The organism is Streptomyces sp. NPDC051183 (assembly GCF_040682455.1).
Lineage (GTDB): Bacteria > Actinomycetota > Actinomycetes > Streptomycetales > Streptomycetaceae > Streptomyces.
Genome location: NZ_JBFBBA010000015.1, coordinates 114,291 through 131,170, shown reverse-complemented (window position 1 = coordinate 131,170; position 16,880 = coordinate 114,291). Strand labels below are relative to the sequence as shown.

10 protein-coding genes are annotated in these 16,880 nt (G+C 72.3%); 1 reads left to right on the top strand and 9 read right to left on the bottom strand.

Translation table 11 applies throughout. The annotated features are described in order from the left end of the window. Position 1 precedes the first annotated feature (1 nt). From AB0M99_RS15900 to AB0M99_RS15870, 7 genes are all read right to left on the bottom strand, one after another. Positions 2-967: an endonuclease/exonuclease/phosphatase family protein gene (locus AB0M99_RS15900; protein ID WP_365920617.1), complete on the bottom strand. Its 966-nt coding sequence runs from the start codon at positions 965-967 to the stop codon at positions 2-4. Next, complete coding sequence (locus AB0M99_RS15895) at positions 964-2,931, bottom strand: PIG-L family deacetylase (protein WP_365920616.1); 1,968 nt, start codon at positions 2,929-2,931, stop codon at positions 964-966. The genes AB0M99_RS15900 and AB0M99_RS15895 overlap by 4 nt, the downstream gene beginning before the upstream one ends. Next, entirely contained in the window at positions 2,928-5,036 is a 2,109-nt protein-coding gene (locus tag AB0M99_RS15890) for a glycosyltransferase family 4 protein (protein WP_365920614.1), read from the bottom strand. Before AB0M99_RS15890 ends, AB0M99_RS15895 begins: the two co-directional genes overlap by 4 nt. Next, positions 5,033-6,787, bottom strand: coding sequence for a stealth family protein (locus tag AB0M99_RS15885; RefSeq protein WP_365920699.1), 1,755 nt, complete (start codon positions 6,785-6,787; stop codon positions 5,033-5,035). The genes AB0M99_RS15890 and AB0M99_RS15885 overlap by 4 nt, the downstream gene beginning before the upstream one ends. Then, complete coding sequence (locus tag AB0M99_RS15880) at positions 6,787-8,508, bottom strand: sugar phosphotransferase (RefSeq protein WP_365920612.1); 1,722 nt, start codon at positions 8,506-8,508, stop codon at positions 6,787-6,789. Before AB0M99_RS15880 ends, AB0M99_RS15885 begins: the two co-directional genes overlap by 1 nt. Positions 8,509-8,520: 12 nt before the next feature. Next, entirely contained in the window at positions 8,521-10,134 is a 1,614-nt protein-coding gene (locus AB0M99_RS15875) for a stealth conserved region 3 domain-containing protein (protein ID WP_365920610.1), read from the bottom strand. 134 nt (positions 10,135-10,268) lie between these two features. After that, a complete protein-coding gene (locus AB0M99_RS15870) occupies positions 10,269-11,996 on the bottom strand; it encodes a hypothetical protein (RefSeq protein WP_365920608.1) in 1,728 nt (575 codons plus the stop codon). Between the two features lie 177 nt (positions 11,997-12,173). On the opposite strand from AB0M99_RS15870, the gene AB0M99_RS15865 reads away from it, so the two are divergent. Beyond that, positions 12,174-13,247 (top strand): LCP family protein, encoded by a 1,074-nt coding sequence (locus AB0M99_RS15865; RefSeq protein WP_365920606.1) that lies wholly within the window; start codon positions 12,174-12,176, stop codon positions 13,245-13,247. A gap of 33 nt (positions 13,248-13,280) precedes the next feature. On the opposite strand, the gene AB0M99_RS15860 is transcribed toward AB0M99_RS15865, so the two are convergent. Both AB0M99_RS15860 and dxs read right to left on the bottom strand, forming a co-directional pair. Next, positions 13,281-14,777, bottom strand: a complete 1,497-nt coding sequence (locus tag AB0M99_RS15860) for an amino acid permease (RefSeq protein ID WP_365920604.1) — start codon at positions 14,775-14,777, stop codon at positions 13,281-13,283. Between the two features lie 129 nt (positions 14,778-14,906). After that, positions 14,907-16,823 (bottom strand): 1-deoxy-D-xylulose-5-phosphate synthase, encoded by a 1,917-nt coding sequence (dxs, locus tag AB0M99_RS15855; protein WP_365920602.1) that lies wholly within the window; start codon positions 16,821-16,823, stop codon positions 14,907-14,909. Positions 16,824-16,880: the final 57 nt, after the last annotated feature.

The following is a 16,880-nucleotide window of genomic DNA, read 5'->3' as shown; positions in this document are numbered from 1 at the left end:
ATCACTCAAGGAAGCGGAAGGACGCCTCGTACAGCACGTGGTCGGACTCCGGGAAGTCCTCGGTCCGCCCCGTGGGGCTGTTGAAGTGCGCCTCCGTGGCGAAGATGTAGTCGATCTTCCGCCCGTCGTCCGCGGTCGGCGCGCCGTTGCGGCACCGGGCCACACCCGGATCGTCACAGCGCACCCCGCCGGCCGCACCCTGGCGGAACCACTCCCGGTCGCTCTCGTCCGCCTCGATGAACCGGCCCCGCGGCTCGTAGGTGTCCTTCTCCCCGCGCGTGTGCGAGTAGAGCCCCGCCAGCGGGGCCTCGTTGGGCTGCTGGTTCAGGTCGCCCGCGAACACCACCGGCACGTCCGGCGGGAACAGCTCCGCGTCGGCGAACCACTCCTGCGCCTGTACCAGCTGGTCCGGCTCGGTCCCGGAGTGCGCGCCGCACAGCACGACCCGGCGGAACTTGACCGTCGTGGGCGCGCACAGCACGCCGCGGCGCACCCGCTCGGCGCGGCCCTGGGCCACGTACTCCTCCGAGGTGCTGGCGAAGGGCCGGTACTGCGCCGGGGCCGTCAGCGGCTCGCGGGAGAAGACCGCCAGCCCGTACGAGCTGTCGGAACCGCAGGCGGGCACGTTGTCGTGCATCTGCGCGTACGCCCCCTCCATCCGCCACCCGCGCACGGAGAGCAGCGCCTGGAGCGCCACGAACTGGGCGTGGCAGATCTCGTTGACGCTCAGCAGGTCGGGCGTACGGAACTGCACCTGCTCGGCGAGGCGCGCCAGGGAGGTCCCGACGCCCGTGCTCCCGCGGTTCGAGCAGTTCTGGGCCGCCCCGCAGATGTTCCACTCCAGCACCCGCAGCAGTTCCCCGGGAGGCTGCGCCCCCTCCTTCACCGTGCCGCTCCGCAGGAGCAGGCCGACGAGGGCCAGCGGAACGAGCGCGAGGGCCAGCGCGAGCTGGTACCGGCGTCTCATACGGTCACGGCGGGCCCCAGCGAGCTGCCGGCCTCCGGTACGAGCTGGCGCCGGACCCGCAGCCGGCCGTCAGTGCCGATGACCGCGGCGACCAGGGCCCCCGCGGCGTCGTAGGCGAGGGAGGGCGACTGCGCGAACATCTCGCCGGTCTCCCGCCAGCGGGTGCCGGACGCGTCGACGTCCTGTTCGGGCAGCGAGACGCACAGCCGGCCGCCCGAGCTGCGGTGGGCCAGGTACGCCTCGCGGGCGCCGCGCCGCGGAGCCCATACGGCGGCGACCGCGCCGGTGCCGCCGGCGCCGCCCAGCGAGGCTCCGGCGCCGGGCCAGCGGCCGTTCTCGTGCTGGCGGTAGGCCATGACCTGCTGGGTGCCGGCCTCCCGGTAGTAGAGGCAGACCCGGCCGCCCCCGGAGTCCACGGCATTGATGCCGCCGGTGGCGACGGTGCCCGTGGACAGGGAGCCGTCGTGGGAGAAGGGGCCGCCCACCTCGTTCTGGTACCAGCGGGACACCGAGCCCTTGCCGGGCACGTACACCTCGACGGTGCCCAGTTCCTTGGTGACCGCGATGCCCGCGTCCTGCATGAAGCCGCCGCCCAGGCTCTGCCAGGGCTCCCAGCCGCCGAAGCCGTCCTGGCGGCGCATGGAGATGCCCTGGGCGAAGTCGCGGGCGAAGACGTACAGCCGGCCCGCCCCGTCGACGGCGGCCATGGGGACGCCCAGCTCGCGCTGGCGGCGCAGGTCCTCGTGCGCCCAGTCCGGGTTCTCCAGCGACTGCCAGCCCGTGAAGCCGCTGCCGTCCGGGCTCTGCTGCGTGTGCACGAGGTCGACGGTGACGGTGCCGTTCTCGGCCGTACGGCGGCGCAGCGCGACCACGTGGGCGGGCCCGCCGGGGGTGCCGGCCACCGCGAGGGACGGGGAGATCCAGTCGTCGCCGAGCATGAAGGGGCCCTGCCACTCGCCGGTGGCGGGTCCCGTCTCCGTGTAGAAGGCGAGCCGGCCGCTGAGGACGACGTACGCGTTCAGACGTCCGCCGGGACCCAGCCGCAGCCAGTCCGCGGTCGGCGAGAAGCGGTAGGCGCTGCTGCGCATGTGCGTGCTGCGGTACGGGTTGGTGCCCAGCTGGCGGTCGCCGCACTGCTGGCAGGTGCCCTGCGGGCAGTGGGCGGAGCCGAGGCCCATGTACACGGAGAGGTAGTCGGCCTTCTCGGCCATCTCCATGACGTCGAGGTTCTGCCCCCAGAACCGGTTGGAATACGCGCGGTAGTACTCGACGACCGGGACGCGCTCCGCCGTCTCCCGGTGGCGCGCCAGGGCCGCCACCGCGAACTGCGTGATGACGGTGTGGTCGAGGTGGTCGGACATCACGAAGTCCTGCTTGCCGCCGTCGTGCTCGGGGTCCGGGTCCATGGTGCGGACCGTGGTGGCCCCGGTCTCGGCGAGCAGCGCGGCCAGACCGGCGATGACCATCTCCCGGGACACGTGCTGGACCTGCGTCAGCGCGGAGCCCCACACCGGCAGCGTCGCCTGGGTGCGGGTCTGGCCCGTCCACAGCTGGTGGAGCCGGGTGCGCATGCCCGCCTCCGTGGGCGCGCCCATGTGCAGCTGGCAGAAGTACATGCGCACGGACGGCACGGCGACGAGCGTGAAGCACTCCACCGCGAAGCCCTGGACGAGTTCGGTGATCTCGCGCCGCCAGGGGCTGTTGCGGTCCCCGGTGGCCATCCGCGCGTAGGCGGAGCGCAGTCCGCAGCCGCGGGCCGTGCTGTACGCGGCGAAGTCCGGCGCGACCGAGCCGCGGCTCTGGTCGTTGACGTCGACGTTGATCCCGTCGCCCTCGCCCGCCGTCAGGACGACGGTGGCGATGCGGTCCCCGTCCTGGAGCGAACGGACCAGGTCCGGGTTCATGAAGTACAGGTCGTCGTCCTGGTGGGCGACGATGTGCAGGATCGAGCGGTTGCTGTTCAACGTTCCACCACGTTCATTGCCATGGCTCCGGAGGCGGAGCAGTACGGTCGGACGTGCACCGGACGCACGGGGCTCGCGATCACGAACCGGGGGTCCTCGTCGGTGGCGACGGGCACGGCGGGATAGGCGCAGGAGTTCTTGACGTCGGGGAAGTCCTCGAAGAGGTGGCAGATCCGCACCCGCCTGCGCTCGAAGGGGTCGGGCTGGATCCACCAGTCCCAGTCCTCCCAGCGCGCCAGCCGGTCCTCGACGGCCGCGCCCACCGGGAGGACGGCCTGGAAGAAGCGCCCGCCGAAGACCCGGGCGGTGACGGTGAGCTGGGCCTTGTAGTGGCCGCGCCGGGTGAGGACCACCTGCGCGCCGGGCATCAGGTCGAGTGCGCCCAGGAGCACGGCGGACAGCACGATCCCGTCGTCGTCGACCTGGACGGTGGAGACCTCGGCGTGCATGGCGCGGACCACGGTGCGCAGCGTCAGCTTCCCGTTGGGCTGCGCGTAGGGCAGGTTCCACCGCACCGGGCCGTTGCCCGGGTCGCCCAGCAGCCGGGAGCGGGCGCCGATCAGCGTACGGGTGTCGCGGATGCCCGCCTTGACGTGCACGCGCTCGCCCCGGCCGGACTCCATCACCACCTGCCAGCGGCCGTCGCCGAGTTGCACCAGGTCCTCGGGGGTGACGTCCGCCGTGTAGCGGGTGCCGCCGGTGTCCAGCGCGGACCGCCGGGTGCTCAGCGGCATGTCGGGGAGCCGGTCCTGGCCCGTCGCGAGGTGGCGCAGCAGGAAGTTCCAGCGGGTACGGCCCTCCGCGGGGCCGTCCAGGGACAGCAGCAGCCGGTCCGCGTCCTCGGCGGTGGCGTGGCAGACCGCCGTCCGCATGCCGGCGGGCGGGGCCTCGGAGCCGGACACCCGGCCGAGCGGCTTGGCCGCGGGCCGGCGGTAGCGGCCGTCGGCGTCGGACCGGCGCCGGGCCGCGTCCTCGAAGAGCTCGCCGTACCGGGTGGCGATCACCGCGGGATCGTAGCGGGCGGAGTTGTGCAGGGCCGCGGCGGCCATCCGGCGGCGCAGCGGCGCGTCGGCCATGACCGTGCGCAGCCCGGCCGCGACGGCGTCGGCGTCGCCGTTGGTGACGAGCAGGCCGTCCTCGCCGTGCGTGATGATCTCGCGCGGGCCGACGGGGCAGTCGGTGGAGACCACCGGCAGCCCGCACCGCATGGCTTCGACCAGAGTCATGCCGAAGGACTCGGCGCTGGAGGTGACCACCGCGATGGAGCCCTTGGCCCACTCGGACTCGATCGGGGAGAAGCCGCCCATCAGCAGTACCTGTCCGGCCAGGCCCAGCTGGTGCACCATCGTACGGAGCTTCGGGGCCTCGCCGCCGTCGCCGTAGATGCGCAGCTGCCAGTCGGGGAAGTCCCCGGCGAGCTGGGCGAAGGCCTGGAGCAGCAGGTCGTAGCGCTTGACGTGGTGCATGCGGCCGGCGGTGACGATCACGTTGCGGCGGCCGTCGGCGGGCTCGACCACCGGCTGCGGAACGCTGTTGGGGATCGCCACGACGGGCAGCAAGGGCGGCAGCGGGGTGTGCTCCAGGAAGGAGCGGGCGTCCGCGTCGGTGACGGTGGTGACGGCGTCCAGCCGCGGGTACACCCGGGCCATCTCGGCGCGCACGGCCGCCGGGATGGCCAGGTGGGTCATGTGCTCCTGGGCCACCCGCAGCGCCTTGTCGTGCGTGTACTGCGCGACGAACAGGTTGAGGCTGGGCCGGGTGCCGATGACCACGTCCGCGTCGGTCTTGGACAGGTGCTCGATGATCCGCCGGTCGGAGAGCTTGCTGTACTGCTCGTGGAACTCCTCCTGGCGCGGTACGACCGAACCGGGTTCCGCCAGGTCCGGGTGGCCGCGGTCCGCGCCGGTCCTGCCCGGGCGCAGGTCGACCAGGGGGCGCACGGTGACCTGGGGCGAGATCTCGAACTTGGTGCCGCCGTTGGTGCGCCGGAAGACCGAGACGATCTCCACCTCGTGGTCGGCCGACAGGGCCTCGGCGAGGTTGATGACGGTGCGGTTCGTGCCGCCGATCCCGTAGATGTTGTTGATCAGGAAGGAGATTTTCATCGGGCGTGGTACTCCTTCCGCTCGAAGGGGCTGGGTATGGGGAAGTAGGAGTCGAGGAACCCGCGCACCATCCGGGACTGGCGGTCCGCGTCCCGGCCGTCGTCGACCGTGTCGTTGATGCAGAACGCCTGCCGGTCCCGGTGGGCGAGGAGGATGCCCAGGCGCCGCTCGATCTCCGGCTTGTCCAGGGCCAGGTACGCGAACTCGATGTCCGAGGGCACCGCCCGGCCCGTGAAGTACGCGTAGTAGTGGTAGAGCGAGGACGGGATCGAGATGTCAGTGACGCTGCGGAACCGGCTCGCGCTGGTGTCCCGGTGGTGGTCGGCGAACTCCTCCTCTATCTCGAAGAGGATGGAGCGCCGCAGCGGGTACGGGGCGTGGCGCATCTTCTGCACGATGCTGGGGCCGAACCGCTCGGCGATGATCCGCCGGTTGTTCTTCCCGGCCGCGTCCACCGGGCGGTCCTGGGAGCTGACCCGCTGCTGCGGCACCTGGGACGGGGAGAAGAACACCCGGGTCGTGCCGTTCGACAGGAAGAAGGCCTGCGGGGTGACGGGCCGGCCCAGGAACATGTCGTCGTTGAAGTACAGGAAGTGCTCCGAGAGCCCGTCGATGTGGTGCAGGCGGCTCTCGATGGCGTGCGAGTTGAAGGTCGGCAGCGCCTGCGGGTCGGCGAAGATCTGCGAGTGGTCCACCACGGTGATCCGCGGGTGGTCCGGGTCGAGCCAGACCGGCCGCTGCCGGTCGGTGACCAGGAAGATGCGGCGCACCCAGGGCGCGTTCTGTTCCAGCGAGCGCAGCGAGTAGCGCAGTTCGTCGCGGCTGATGTAGCGGGCGGGGTTGGCGGACTCCTCGTGGTAGCCGCCGTGGCCGTACTCCCGGCGGCGGCGCTGCCAGGCGGGGTCGTTGCCGTCGACCCAGGTGTAGACGACGTCGATGGGGAAGCGCACGTCCTCGGGCAGGGCGGCGGCGTACGGCTCCAGCGTGCGCACCCTGCGGGTGCGGCGGGTGTGCCGGGAGGCGAATCCGGTGAGCCGGGAGACCGGGACCGTCACGCGCGGGGAGTCCGCGGCCACCTCGTCGGTGACCAGGTTGGGCCGGGGCGCGAGGAGCACCCCCTGCTCGTCGCGCCAGAACTCGATCTCGCTGCCGTACTCCAGGCCGAGCGGCAGCGAGCCGCCCGGATCCCGCCACACCATGCCCACGCGCAGTACGTCGGCCTCGGCGCCGATCCGGCGGGCCCGGCGGGAGCCGGTCAGGGCGGCGCGCAGCGCCGACTTGGGGGCGTCGCCGCGGGAGAGGTAGACGGGGGCCTGCAGGCCGCTCTCGTCCAGCGCGGCCAGGACCCGTTCGCGGTCCTCGGCCCGGACCCCGAAGCAGGCGCGGAAGTCGCTGGCCCCGCGGACGGCGAAGTAGTCGACGCCGGCGCCCTCCAGGGCGGTCACGACGAGTTCGAGGTTGGCCTCGCGCAGACCGAGCGGCGAGGCGGTCGGCCGGACCAGGGCGATCTGCGCCCCGCGGTCCATCAGCGCGGCGAGCCGCTCGCCCTGGCGGAACAGGTGCGGCCAGCGCCGTCGGGCTCGCAGGGCGCGCAGCGCCTGGCTGAGGCCCACGCCCATCTGGAGCCGGCGCAGGAGCCGCTTGACCAGGCCGCGCAGGCGGACCGGGACGCGTCGGGCGAGGCCGCGCCGCAGGGCGACGGGCAGCACGGTGCGGTAGGCCGCGACCATCGACGACGCCTCGGGGTTCATCACCGCCACGGACCGCCGCCTGTGGCCCGCCCCTGTTCGGGTTCCGGCGCGGGGCCGAGTTCCGGCGCGGGGCCGGGTTCCGGCGCGGGGCCGGGTTCCGGCTCGGGCTCCGGCTCCGGCGCCACGGCGGGCACCGGCCTCTCGAACGGGCTGGGCACCGGGTAGTAGCGGCGCAGGAACCCCAGCACGGTCCTGGTGCCGCCGGCGGTACCCGCTTCGGTGCTGCCCAGGCCCATCAGGTGCAGTTGCTGCGTGTCCCGGCGCACCAGCAGCCTCTCCAGCAGCCGCGTGATGCGCGGCATCGCGGCGTGCACGGTGAGCGTGGCCTCGCCGGAGGGGTCGGCCAGGGCCGCGACGTGCGCGGCGTGGTGGACCAGGCCGTCGACGGGGTGGGTGCCGGGCAGCTCGGAGACGTACTGGCCGTCCGGTGCTCCGTGCCCGCCGGCGTGGTCGGGGCGGATGCCGCCGAGGGCCTCGACGGTGTAGGGCTGGGGGCCGTGCGCGTAGCCGTGCACGACGGCCCGGCCGGTGTTCGCGTACGCCTGCGCCGCCCAGGGCGCCGCGGCCTCCTCGGCGGACCAGCCGCCGCGGCGGGGCCGGGTCCCGCCGAGCGGGGTGAAGTAGTCGAAGGCACGGACCGGGCGGGCCAGCAGCGCACCGGGCCGGAACAGCAGGAACCGGCCCGCGGCGCCGGGGAGTTCCTGGAGGGCGGGGTCGGTGCCGGCCGCGGCGCCGGCCAGCCGCAGCCGCTCGCTGACCCGGACCCAGCCGGGGACGGGCCGGGAGGCGACGATGTGGACGACGTCGATCCAGGGGGCGTACTGGTGGATCGAGCGCAGCGTGGCGCGCAGCAGTGCCTCGGCCCAGGGCTCGGAGTGCTCCCACAGGACGACCGCGTCGACCGGGTAGGTGATCTCCTCGATGCGCTGGACCTCGAAGCCCTCGCGGGTGAGGGTGCGTTCGGCGTCCGCGGCGATGTCCGCGTATCCGGACAGCCGGTCGTGGGTGACGCTGACGACGGCCTCCGCCTCGGCGGGTACGACCCGCTGGACGCGGTTGGGGCGCGGGCCGACCAGGCGCGGGGTGGCCAGGGTCGTGTTGTGGGTCCAGAACTCGATCTCCACGCCCTGCTGTTCGCCGATCCACAGCGACCGGGTCGGGTCGGTGCGCAGCCAGGTCAGCCTGATGACCCGGGCCTTCGCGAAGTGCTTCCAGGCCTTCACGTGGCTGCCGGGAACGGCGGCGGTGGACTCGTTGGAGGGGGACACGGAGACGACGTACCCCGTCTGCGCCTCCAGCAGGGCGCGCAGGACACGCCGTACGTCCCCCTTGCGGTCCTGCGGTACGGCGAGGGAGATCCGGCGATCGTCGAGGGCGGGTACGGCGAACCACGGGATGCCGGCCGAGTCGAAGGCGGTGGTGACGAGCGCCAGGTCGGTGTGGCGGGCGAAGTCGGTGGTCAGGCCCCGGTGGACGTGGCCGACCCGGCCGTCGACGGCCTTGGCCCGGCCGTCCGGGACGTTGCCGGAGCCGTTCTCGCGCACCCGCTTGACGGCGCGCCGGTGCAGGCGCGACTCCCGGGAGGCCAGGGTGCGGTCCAGCCGCCTCTTGACGCTGCGGCGCACCTGCGGCGGCATCTTGGCCGCCACCGTGCGCAGCGGCAGGGGGACCAGCTTCGCGTAGACCTGGGCGGCGGAGTTCAGGGCATCGGGCTCAGCCATGTCGTGCGCTCCTCAACTCGGTTCGCAGGGGCTGGGGGTCGGGAAGTAGGCACCCAGGAAGCCGTTGAGGACTTCCGTCTGCGCCTGGAGGTCCTCCGGCGTGGAGTAGGCGTCGTTGAGGCAGAAGGAGTCCTGGCCGCGTCCGTCCAGGAGCCGCTGGAGCCGGTCCGCGAGGTCGTTCACGGACAGCTGGAGATAGGTGTGGCGCATGGATCCGGGCTGGGCCCGGCCGGTCAGGGCCGCGTAGTACAGGGCGAAGGAGGAGGTCGGGGAGAGGTCGGTCATGGCGCGGAACCGGCTGGCGGCCGTGCGCTGCCAGGCCTGCGGGAAGTCCGCCTCGGCCTCCTCCATGGCGCTGCGGCGCAGCGCGTAGGGGATGTGCTCCATCGGCTGGGTGATGACGCGGCCGAACCGCTCCAGCAGCAGTGCCCGGTTGTTCTTGCAGGCCGCGTCGACCGGGGTGTCGGTCTCGACCACGGGCCCCTGGGGGATGCGGTTGCGGGAGGGGAAGTACTTGGCCGTGCCGCCCGGGGTGAAGAAGGTGTGCGGGGTGACCGGGCGGCCGATGAACATGTCGTCGTTGAAGTAGAGGAAGTGCTCGGCCAGACCGGGGATGTGGTGCAGCTGGCTCTCGATGGAGTGCGAGTTGAAGGTGGGCAGGTCGGCCGGGTTGCGGAAGATCTCCCGGTGGCTCACGACCTGGAAGCCGGGCACGTCGGTGCGCATCCAGGCGGGGACCTGATCGTCGGTCACCACGTAGACGTTGCGGATCCACGGGGCGAAGAGGTGCAGGGAGCGGATCGAGTAGCGCAGCTCGTCCCGGCTGAGGAAGCGGGCGTCGCTGGCGGATTCCGCGTGGTACGCCTCGCCCTTCGCCGCCGCTTTGCGCGCGGCCCAGGCCGGGTCGTCCCCGTCCACCCAGGTGTAGACGGCGTCCACGGGGAATTCGATGTCCTCGACCGTGGGGACCAGGAATTCCGGCCGGGTGGCCAGCTGCGGGGCGGACTCCCGGGGGGTGGCCTCGGATATGAAGCGGCTGAACAGGCGCCCCGGGCCCCAGACGTTGGGGCCGTCGGCGGCCACCGAGAAGGCGGTCCGGTTGGGCCGCGGGGCGACCAGCCGGTCCCCCTCGCTCCGCCAGAACTCGACGGCGCAGCCGTACTCGTGCCCGAGCAGGAGGTGGCCCTCGGGGTCGGTCTGGTACCAGCTGGCCTGTACGCCCATGGCCGAGCCCAGCTCGTGCCAGGCCTCGGGGTCACCGCTGGCCAGCGGGCGCGGGGCGCGCAGCCGCGGGTCGCGCAGCGGGGTCAGGTGGCCGGGGTAGTGGGCCAGGTAGCGGGACAGTCCTTCGAGGAAGCGCGTCCGGTCGTCTTCGAGGACGGCCACCGCGGTGCCGTGGTCGGACTTGCCGCGCACGGCGAAGGAGGGGATCCCGAGGTGCTGGAGGAGCTGGGCGACCGCGGCGCGGTTCCATTCCCGGGCGGCGAGCGGGGTGGCGCGCGGGTGGACGTAGGCCTCGTCACCCGATGCCGCGACGAGCAGTCGCGGACGGGGCACCGGCCGGGGGGCGGCCGTGTCCGGCGCCTGGCCCATGCCCGCCCCGGTCTGCATCACGTACTCAGGCATGATGGCCACGCTCAACCCCCCGCAGTGCTTGGAACCGGACTCTCGCGCTGCAGAGCTCCGATTCAACCGCCGCAAGATATGGAAAGAGTAAACGATTTGTCGACATGGTCGGGAACTCCCCCTCCCCCTCCCCCTCAGACAGTCACCCACTCGCCCAGCGTCAGCCCGGAGACCGACGCGTCCTGCCGGGCCACGGCCAGCCGGCCGTCCCCGTCGAGCGAGGCGATGACCAGCCGGCCCAGGGCGTCCGCGGCGGCCGCGGGCTCCCGGATGCCGGTTCCGCCCGTACGCTCCCACCACAGGCCCGCGTTCTCGTGTTCGGTCGGGTACGCGCCGACGGCGACGGCTCCTTCGGCCGAGCGCTGCAGGAGCACCGTGCAGTCGTAGCCGTCGATGGCCATGCGCAGCACGCTCACCCCTTCCCCGCCGGCCGTGCCGAGCGGTGTCGACGCCCGGTCGGTGCGGTACGCGTGGAGCATCCGGTCGCGAACGTCACATCCGTAGACGGTGACCCGGCCCGGTCCGGTGGCCAGCGCGGAGATCGCCGTGCCCGGTGCCGCGAAGAGCGGCAGCCGCTCGTCGATGACCTCGCGCAGCGCACCCTCGGCGTTGCGCCGCCAGCGCAGCACCCCGTCGCCGGAGGGCGCGTAGAGCTCGGGGCGGCCCGCGTCGTCGAGCACGGGGGCCAGCCCGTCCTGCACCTCCGAGCCGTTGATGTCCTGCCAGGAGGTCCAGGAGCCGTCGGTCCGCTGGGTGCGGCTGCTGACACCGCGGCCGAAGTTGCGTGCGTAGACGTGCAGGCAGCCCTCGGCGTCGACGATGGCGGCGGGCACGCCGACCTCGCGGCCCTTGTCGTGGTTGCCGCCGTTCGGGTTGCCGAGGGAGCGCCACGGCCCCAGCGGCCGGCCGCTCTGGTACTGCACGGCGTGCATGACCTCGACGCGTACCGTTCCGCCGGGCTGCGGGGTGCGCCGCAGGGAGACCAGGTGCACCCAGCCCTGCCCGGTCTGGGCCGCCGCCAGTACGGGCAGCAGCCCGGGCGCGTCCAGCAGTTCGCGCTCGCCCCACTCCGGTCCGCCGGGGGTCCGCTCCGTCCAGCGCGCCAGCCGGCCGCCGAGGACCGCGTACGCCGTGAGCTGCCCGTCGGTGCCCCGGGTCAGCGCGACGCGGCGCCCGGGGTAGCGCACGACGGCCGGAGCCGGACCCGACGGCGCCTCGCAGGGGGCCGGGCAGCGGAAGCACTCGACCGCCACCGGCCGCGCACCGGCCTCGGCGGCACGGTGCACCGCCACCAGCGCGGCCTCGGCGACGGCGGTGTGCTCGGGGTGGTCGGGGCGGGCGGCGCCGGTGTCGTCGCTCCAGCCGGTGTGGTCGGGATCGGGGTCCAGGGTGCAGACGGTGCCGGGCGCGAACAGCTCCAGCAGCGCGGCCACCCGGTCCACCAGCCCGTCCGGCGCGCCGGGCACCGGCGGCTCGGCGGGGTCCGCGAAGCAGACTTCGACGTGGGGGGCCTCGGAGAGGGCGAAGACGTCGAGCACCTCGCCGTCCGGCAGGGCCTCGGTCGTACGCCGCCAGGTGCCGCCGCGGCCGATGACCCGCAGCAGCCGGTCCCGGTCGGTCCGCCCGCTGCGCGCGAGGCAGGCCACGGTCACGGGGCGGCCCGGTTCCCCGAGGGCGCGGAACAGTTCCGCGGAGGTCGCGCCGAGCGCGTCCGCGGGGTGGGCCAGTACGTGCAGGACGCGGCCGGCGGTGGCGGATGCCCGGGCTGCGGTCCGGCCGGCGGACGACGGCCGGTCGGTGGCCACCGCCCTGCGGCGGCCCCGCGCCGTGGCGCGTCCGCCCCTCCCCGAACCCCGCGCCACTGCGTTCTCCTGTTGTCGGTACCGCCCGATGGCCGCTGAACACCTTATGTCAGACGAACATCTGAATGAACACGCGCCCTTTGGCGAGCGCTCCGCGGCGGCCCGCTCGATAGGCGCCCCAAGCCGTCGCCCCTATAGTTCTCGCTCAAACACCTGTCCAGTTAAGGATTCGACGCGATGACGCAGACGCAGACCGCCACGACCTCGGGCGAGGGGCAGACCCACCGGGCCGCCCCGCGCAAGCGGCGGCGCGTGCTCAGGATCACCCTGCTGGTCCTGGCCGTTCTGATCCTGGGCGCCGCGGGCGCCGGCTGGTGGGCGTACAACCACCTCAACGGCAACATCGACAGCGTGGACCTGGACCAGGCGATCGGCGACGACCGGCCCGCGAAGGTCGTCGCGAACGCGCAGAACATCCTCGTGATCGGATCCGACTCCCGCGCCGGGGCCAACGGCGACCTCGACCACGGCGACGTCAGCGGCGCCCGCTCGGACACCGCGATGCTCGTGCACATACCCGAGGGCCGGGCCAAGGCCACCGCGGTGAGCATCCCGCGCGACACCCTGATAACCCGGCCCGAGTGCAAGGACCGTGACGGCAAGACGATGGGCTCCGCCAACCGGCAGATGTTCAACTCCGTCTACTCCCTCGCCGGCCCGGCCTGCGTCGTCAAGACCGTCGAGCAGATGTCCGGCATCCGCGTGGACCACTTCGTCGAGGTGGACTTCGCCGGCTTCAAGGGCCTGGTCGACGCCCTCGGCGGGGTCACCGTCACCCTGGACAAGCCGATGAGCGGCGCCAAGGGCGGCCTCAAGCTGGACGCGGGCCCGCACCGGCTCGACGGCACCGACGCGCTCAAGTTCGTCCGTACCCGCTACGGCTACGGGGACGGCAGCGACCTCGGACGCATAGGCCTGCAGCAGAAGTTCATGATGGCGATGCTGAGCGAGATCAAGAAGCAGGACGCCCTCGGCAACCCGGCCCGCCTCTACAAGCTCGCCGACGCGGGTACCAAGTCGCTGACCACCGACTCCGAGCTCGGCTCCCTCAAGGGCCTGTCCGACTTCGCGCAGAGCATGAAGGGCGTGGACCCGGAGACGATGGAGACCATCATGCTGCCGGTCGCCTACGACAAGGTCGACAAGAACCGCGTCATCGTCGCGGAGCCGCAGGCCGGCCAGCTGTGGGAGGCCCTGCGCAACGACAAGAAGGTCCCCGACTCCGCGAAGGACTCCCCCGCCAAGGGCTGACCGGGGAGTCCTCCGGGATCCGCAGGAGACGGCCTAGAACTCTGCGTCCCTGCCGAGGCGGCCGAGGCGGCTGTTGTGGCGGCCGTACACGAAGTAGACGACGAAGCCGATCGCCATCCAGATCCCGAAGCGCACCCAGGTCTCGGCCGGCAGGTTGAGCATCAGCCAGACCGAAGCGGCGATCGACAGGATCGGGACCAGCGGCACCAGCGGGGTACGGAAGGACCGGTGCAGGTCGGGACGGGTGCGGCGCAGGATGATCACGCCGAGCGCCACGACCACGAAGGCGAAGAGCGTGCCGATGTTCACCAGCGTCGCGAGCTCGTTGATGCTGGTGAACCCGGCGACGATCGCGATGACCACGCCCAGCAGGATCGTCGGCCGGTACGGGGTGCGGAACTTCGGGTGCGTCCGCGAGAAGAAGCGCGGCAGCAGGCCGTCACGGCTCATCGCGAAGAACACGCGGGTCTGGCCCAGCAGCAGGATCATGCAGACCGTGGTCAGGCCCACGGCGGCGCCGAAGCTGATGATGCCGCCGTACACGGGATGCCCGGCGGACTTGAAGGCGTCGGCCAGCGGGGCGCTCACCGACAGCTCCGAGTAGTGCTGCATGCCGGTCACCACGAGCGAGACCGCCACGTACAGCACGGTGCAGATGAGCAGCGAGCCGAGGATGCCGCGCGGCATGTCCCGCTGCGGCAGCTTGGTCTCCTCGGCGGCCGTGGCCACCACGTCGAAGCCGATGAAGGCGAAGAAGACGACGGAGGCGGCGGTGAAGATGCCCATGACGCCGAAGTTGGTGGGCTCGTAGCCGAAGATCAACTGGACGAGCGGTGCGTCGAGGCCCGAGCCGCCCTTCTGGGGAACCGCCTCGGGGATGAAGGGCTTGTAGTTGCTGCCCTTGATGAAGAAGAGTCCGGCGATGATCACGATGAGCACCACCGTGACCTTGATGGCGACGACCACAGCGGTGATCCGGGCCGACAGCTTCACCCCGACCACCAGGATCGCGGTGAGCACCAGGACCAGGACGAAAGCCAGCAGGTCGAAGGTGCCGCCCGCCACGTCGGGCCCCTGTAGGGAGACCGGCAGATGGATTCCGGCGTTGTCCATCAGCGAGCGGACGTAGCCCGACCAGCCGACCGCCACGACGGCGGTGCCCAGGGCGAACTCCAGCACCAGGTCCCAGCCGATGATCCAGGCCGGCAGCTCGCCGATCGAGGCGTACGAGAAGGTGTACGCCGATCCGGCGACCGGCACGGTGGAGGCGAACTCCGCGTAGCAGAGCGCGGCGAGCGCGCACACCACGCCCGCGGCCACGAAGGCCAGGGCGGTGGCGGGTCCGGCGGTCTCCTTGGCGACCTTGCCGGTGAGGACGAAGATGCCGGTGCCGATGATGACGCCGACGCCGAAAACGGTCAGGTCCCAGGCGGAGAGCGACTTGCGGAGCGCGTGTTCCGGCTCTTCCGTGTCGCGGATGGACTGCTCCACCGATTTCGTGCGGAAGGGACTGTTCAGATCCGTACTCACCGACGCACCTCCGAACAGGTGGCGTACACACGTACGCGAACGGGCCGGGAGGCCCACCCCTCAAGGGTGATCTCCCGGCCCGTGACGTGCAACCGCGCGGTGCTGCCTTGGCCGGTTGCGGCCGCTCGGCTAGTCGACGGCGGCGGCCGGCTCGCTCTCGTAACGCCCGTCCAGCTTGGCGACGAGGCCGGTGACCTGTCGGGCGATGTCCGGCGCGGTCAGCCCGATCTCGGCCATGACCTCCTTGCGGGAGGCGTGGTCGAGGAAGCGCTGCGGAATGCCGAAGTCACGCAGCGGTACGTCGACGCCCGCATCCCGCAGGGCCTGCGAGACGGCGGAGCCGACACCGCCGGCGCGGCTGTTGTCCTCGACCGTGACGACCACGCGGTGGCGGTCGGCGAGCGGGGCCAGGGCCTCGTCCACCGGCTTGACCCAGCGGGGGTCGACCACGGTGGTGGTGATGCCCTGCTTGTCGAGCAGGTCGGCGATCTCCAGGCACATCGGGGCGAGCGCGCCGACCGAGACGAGCAGTACGTCCGGCCGGGTGACCTCGTCGGCCGGGGTACGCAGCACGTCCATGCCGCCGATCCGGCCGACGGCCGGGACGGCCGGGCCGACGACGCCCTTGGAGAAGCGCACGACGGTCGGCGCGTCCTTCACCTGGACGGCCTCGTTCAGCTGGGCGCGCAGCTGCTCGGCGTCGCGCGGGGCGGCGAGGCGCAGGCCCGGGACGACCTGGAGGATGGACATGTCCCACATGCCGTTGTGGGAGGCGCCGTCGGTACCGGTGACTCCGGCCCGGTCCAGGACGAAGGTGACGCCGCACTTGTGCAGGGCCACGTCCATCAGGACCTGGTCGAAGGCGCGGTTGAGGAAGGTCGCGTACACCGCGAAGACCGGGTGGGCGCCGCCGGTGGCCAGGCCCGCCGCCGAGGTGGCGCCGTGCTGCTCGGCGATGCCGACGTCGAAGATCCGGTCCGGGTAGGCGTCCGCGAACTTCTTCAGGCCGACCGGCTGGAGCATGGCCGCGGTGATCGCGACGATGTCCTTGCGCTCCTTGCCGAGCCTGACCATCTCGTCGGCGAAGACGGAGGTCCAGCTGGCGGCGTCGGTGGAGACCGGCAGGCCGGTGTCCGGGTGGATCACGCCGACCGCATGGAAGCGGTCCGCCTCGTCCTGGACGGCCGGCTCGTAGCCGCGGCCCTTCTGGGTGAGGCAGTGCACGATGACCGGGCCGCTGAAGCGCTTGGCGCGCGTGAGGGCGGACTCCAGGGCCTCGATGTCGTGGCCGTCGATGGGGCCGATGTACTTCAGGCCCAGGTCCTCGAACATGCCCTGCGGGGCGATGAAGTCCTTGAGGCCCTTCTTGGCGCCGTGCAGGGTCTCGTAGAGGGGCTTCCCGACGACCGGGGTGCGCTCCAGGAGGTCCTTGCCGCGGGCCAGGAAGCGCTCGTAGCCGTCCGTGGTGCGCAGGGTCGCCAGGTGGTTCGCGAGGCCGCCGATGGTGGGGCCGTACGAGCGCTCGTTGTCGTTGACGACGATCACCAGCGGGCGGTCCTTGGCGGCGGCGATGTTGTTCAGCGCCTCCCAGGCCATGCCGCCGGTGAGCGCGCCGTCACCGATGACGGCGGCGACGTGGTGGTCCTCGCGGCCGAGCACCTCGTTGGCCTTGGCGATGCCGTCGGCCCAGCCCAGGACGGTGGAGGCGTGCGAGTTCTCGATCACGTCGTGGTCGGACTCGGCGCGCGAGGGGTAGCCGGACAGGCCGCCCTTCGAGCGCAGGTTGCCGAAGTCCTGCCGGCCGGTGAGCAGCTTGTGGACGTAGGCCTGGTGGCCGGTGTCGAAGAGGACCTTGTCCTTGGGCGAGTCGAAGACCCGGTGCAGGGCGATCGTCAGTTCGACCACACCGAGGTTGGGGCCGAGGTGCCCGCCGGTCTTGGAGACGGCGTCGACGAGGAAGGACCTGATCTCGGCGGCGAGCTGGTTGAGCTCCTCCTGGCTGAGCCGGTCCAGATCGCGCGGTCCCTTGATGCGGGTCAGCAGCACCCGTGCCTCCTTGCAGTTGCTTGCTGGTCTGTCGAGTCTAATGTTCCGCTCGCGGCG

Coding starts and splice junctions, on each gene's coding strand:
- AB0M99_RS15900 (WP_365920617.1), bottom strand. CDS start 967: ATGAGACGCCGGTACCAGCTCGCGCTGGCCCTCGCGCTCGTTCCGCTG.
- AB0M99_RS15890 (WP_365920614.1), bottom strand. CDS start 5,036: ATGAAAATCTCCTTCCTGATCAACAACATCTACGGGATCGGCGGCACG.
- AB0M99_RS15885 (WP_365920699.1), bottom strand. CDS start 6,787: ATGAACCCCGAGGCGTCGTCGATGGTCGCGGCCTACCGCACCGTGCTG.
- AB0M99_RS15880 (WP_365920612.1), bottom strand. CDS start 8,508: ATGGCTGAGCCCGATGCCCTGAACTCCGCCGCCCAGGTCTACGCGAAG.
- AB0M99_RS15875 (WP_365920610.1), bottom strand. CDS start 10,134: ATGCCTGAGTACGTGATGCAGACCGGGGCGGGCATGGGCCAGGCGCCG.
- AB0M99_RS15865 (WP_365920606.1), top strand. CDS start 12,174: ATGACGCAGACGCAGACCGCCACGACCTCGGGCGAGGGGCAGACCCAC.